We start from the raw sequence: 3,368 nt of genomic DNA, 5'->3' as shown, positions 1-3,368 counted from the left end.
CGGCGCCCCGCGCCAGCGCCGCGACGGCGAGCGACCGGGTCATGGTGGTCTCCGGCAGCTGCTCCCCGGTCACCGCCGGGCAGATCCGGTGGGCCCTGGAGAACGGATTCGAGGGCTACACGCTGGACCCGGCGGCGCTGCTCGCGCCGCAGACCGGCGAGGCCGCGCTGGAACGGGCCATCGGGCACTGCAGCGCGGCGCTGGAGCAGGGGCGCAGCGTCGTCGCCTTCTCCTCGCTGGGGGCGCCGGACAAACGCACGCGGGCCCTGTTCAACGACGATCCCGAGGGCTTCTCGCACCGGCTCGGACGGGCCCAGGGCCGCCTGCTCACCGAGACGCTCCGGCGCACCGGGGTGCGCCGTGCCGTTGTCGCCGGCGGCGACACCTCCGGCCACGCCATGAACGAAATGGGGGCGTATGCGCTGACCACGCTCACCCCCATCGCCCCAGGCTCACCGCTGTGCACCGTCCACGCCGACGACCCGGACCTGGACGGTCTCCAGATCGCGCTCAAGGGCGGTCAGGTCGGGCAGGCACCGTACTTCGCACACGTTCGGGCCGGCCACGCCTGAGCGATCCACCACCGATCCACAACGAATCCCTGGAGGAGTTTCCCATGACCGCAATCACCCTCATCGGCGCCGGCGGCAAGATGGGCTACCGGCTCAGCCGCAACCTCAAGAACTCCGAGTTCGAGACACGCCACGTGGAGAACAACCCGCAGGCCCGCGAACGGCTGAAGGCCGACCTCGGCGTGGAATGCATGGACGTCGACGAGGCCCTGGCCGGCAGCGACGCCGTGATCCTGGCCGTACCGGACACCCTGATCGGCAAGGTCTCCCACGCTATCGACGACAAGCTGGCCGCGGGTACGATGGTGGTGACACTGGACGCCGCCGCGCCGTTCGCCGGGCACCTGCCGGAGCGCGACGATCTCGTCTACTTCGTCACCCACCCCTGCCACCCCTCGATCTTCAACTACGAGCCCACCGAGGAGGCACAGCGGGACTTCTTCGGCGGACTTGCCGCCAAGCAGAACATCGTCTCCGCGCTCATGCAGGGCCCCGAGGAGAGCTGGGCGCTGGGCGAACAGATCGCGCGCACCATCTACGCGCCGGTGGACCGCTCCCACCGCGTGAGCGTCGAGCACATGGCGATCCTCGAGCCGGGGCTGTCCGAGACCGTGGCCGCCACGCTGTTCGCCACCCTGCGCGAGGCCCTGGACGAGTGCGTCGCCCGCGGTGTCTCCCGGGAGGCGGCCCGGGACTTCGTTCTCGGTCATGCCAACATCGAGCTGGCCGTACTCTTCGAGGAGATCGACGGGGTGTTCTCGGATGCCGCCAACAAGGCCATCGAGAACGGCAAGCCGGCGATCATCCGCGACGACTGGAAGCAGGTCTTCGAGCCGGAGGCCATTCGCGAGAGCATCCGCCGGATCACCTGATCCCGGCCCCCCGTTCCGGACCGCCCGGCGCACACCGCCCGGGCGGCGGCACCTTCACGCCCGTCCCCGCGGGACGGAACCGCCCGGAGCCCCTATGAACACGGACAGCCACCCGGAGCCGGCCAAGCTGCTCGGCGACCTCCGCGCCCCGTCCCTGGGGCGGGTCTTCGACCTGGACCCGGGACGCTTCCCGGGCATGCCCATGTGGGCGGGCCACCCGCCGTTCCAGGTGGTCACCTACCGCACGCCGAAGGGCCTGCGTATCCGCCAGGACCAGGACTGGCTCGCGCCGGAGGTCAACCGCGAGAACATCGGCATCGTCTCGGAGATGCTGGTGGCGACCTGTCACTCCGGCGCCCACATCGACGCCCTCGCCCATATCACCTGCGGCGCGGACGATCACTGGCACGGCGACTCCAGCGCCGCCGACGCGCTCGGCGACTTCGGGCCCACCGACCACGACGCCTCCACCCTGCCGCCCATCGTCACCCGCGCCGTGCTCGCCGACGTCGCCGGCCACCTGGGCGTCCACCGTCTCGGCCGCTCGCACCCGGTCTCGCTGGACGAGTTCGAGGGCGCCATGGCGCGCCAGGGCACCGCCCCGCCCGCACAGGGGGACGTCGTCCTCGTCCGCACCGGGCAGATGTCGGTGTGGCCGGATCAGCAGCGCATGGCGGAGACCCAGGGATCGGGTATAACCCGTCCCATCGCGGACATGGCCGCCGACCTCGGCGTGACCGCGGTGGGGGTGGACACCGAATCCTGCGAGGTCGTGCCCTCCATCGAGCCCGGAAACCCCCATCCGGTGCACCAGCGGCTGCTGATCGAGGCCGGCATCTACATCATGGAGAATATCTACCTCGAGGAGCTTGCCGCCGCCGGGGTATACGAGTTCCTGTTCATCGCCCTGCCGCCCCGGATCGAAGGTGCGACCGGCTCCATGCTGCGCCCGATCGCCATTGCCTGAGGCACGGGTCACCGCAAGGATCGGGCTCACATACTCGCCGCCGTCGGGGGCACGCCCCTGCCGGGCGGCCGCGCCCCCGGCTCCTGCCGCCACGTCCCGGCTCTTAACCGAATACCAAATGTTATGATATAACGTATTTAAATCACCATGGGCACCGTCACCAATGACACCGTTGACCTCCGCTATCGTCCCGCCGGCGAAGAACGCTCTGCGCCGGCCTCACGTGACCGCCATGGACGCCTCGGACCTCGCGGTCGTACGGCACCATGACGTCAACATGAGCGTCTGGCACCGTCAGGTGCCAGCGGCACTCCACGACGAGCTCACGCACCTGGCCCCTGATGACCTTCCGGACGTACGCCGGCGCGTCAGCACGGCGGGCTGTCAGGGCGAGATCGCCCGGGTACTCGCGGCGCGCGGACTCGACCCCGATGCCTGTCCGAACTGGGTCGAGGACATCGCCCTGCTAGCCCGGCTGTTCTCCGGGCTGATCGATACGGACGCCATCGCGCTGCATCTCGAGACAAGCACCGGCGACGGCTGCCGCCGCTTCCACGTGGACCAGGTCGGCCTGCGCCTGGTGTGCACCTACCGGGGTCCGGGCACGGAGTGGCTGGGCAACGACGAGGTCGCGCGCAGCGCGCTCTACGCGGGGGCGTCGAACGAGGCGATCTGCCGTACGCACGCCCCGCGGCGCCTGTCAGCGCCGGACGTCGCCATCATGAAGGGCGAGCGTTTCCCCGGGAACTTGGGAAACGGACTGGTTCACCGATCGCCGCCGCTACGGGGCAGCGGCCGGACACGCGTCCTGCTGTGCCTGGACGCGCTCCCGCGCCAAGCCTGACAAAGCGGCAAAAAACCCACTATCGATACGATATAACGTAAAAGGAGGCGATATGCCGCTACCTTTACGCAAACCCGTACACCATGCGGTCGCGACCGTGACACTGGCCGTCT

4 protein-coding genes are annotated in these 3,368 nt (G+C 69.7%); all 4 read left to right on the top strand.

The window, feature by feature from the left end; translation table 11 throughout:
- Positions 1 to 572: nucleotide-binding domain containing protein (locus G7A99_RS10750; protein ID WP_205599806.1), on the top strand; the 572-nt coding region annotated here is incomplete at its 5' end.
- 44 nt (positions 573 to 616) lie between these two features.
- Positions 617 to 1,444 carry a phosphogluconate dehydrogenase C-terminal domain-containing protein gene (locus G7A99_RS10745; protein WP_163140101.1) on the top strand — a complete coding sequence of 276 codons (828 nt, stop codon included), beginning with the start codon at positions 617 to 619 and terminating at the stop codon, positions 1,442 to 1,444.
- Positions 1,445 to 1,538: 94 nt separating this feature from the next.
- The gene (locus G7A99_RS10740; RefSeq protein WP_163140099.1) at positions 1,539 to 2,411 is read left to right on the top strand and encodes a cyclase family protein; all 873 of its coding nucleotides are present in this window, start codon (positions 1,539 to 1,541) and stop codon (positions 2,409 to 2,411) included.
- Between the two features lie 232 nt (positions 2,412 to 2,643).
- On the top strand, positions 2,644 to 3,255 hold the full coding sequence (locus G7A99_RS10735; protein WP_163140097.1) for a DUF1826 domain-containing protein: 612 nt from the start codon (positions 2,644 to 2,646) through the stop codon (positions 3,253 to 3,255).
- Positions 3,256 to 3,368: the final 113 nt, after the last annotated feature.

Source organism: Arhodomonas sp. KWT, from assembly GCF_010993615.1.
This window is presented reverse-complemented; position numbering and strand designations above follow the sequence as displayed.

Bases quoted from the DNA above. Each gene is read 5' to 3' on its own strand.
- G7A99_RS10745 (WP_163140101.1), top strand. From the start codon at position 617: ATGACCGCAATCACCCTCATCGGCGCCGGCGGCAAGATGGGCTACCGG.
- G7A99_RS10740 (WP_163140099.1), top strand. From the start codon at position 1,539: ATGAACACGGACAGCCACCCGGAGCCGGCCAAGCTGCTCGGCGACCTC.
- G7A99_RS10735 (WP_163140097.1), top strand. From the start codon at position 2,644: ATGGACGCCTCGGACCTCGCGGTCGTACGGCACCATGACGTCAACATG.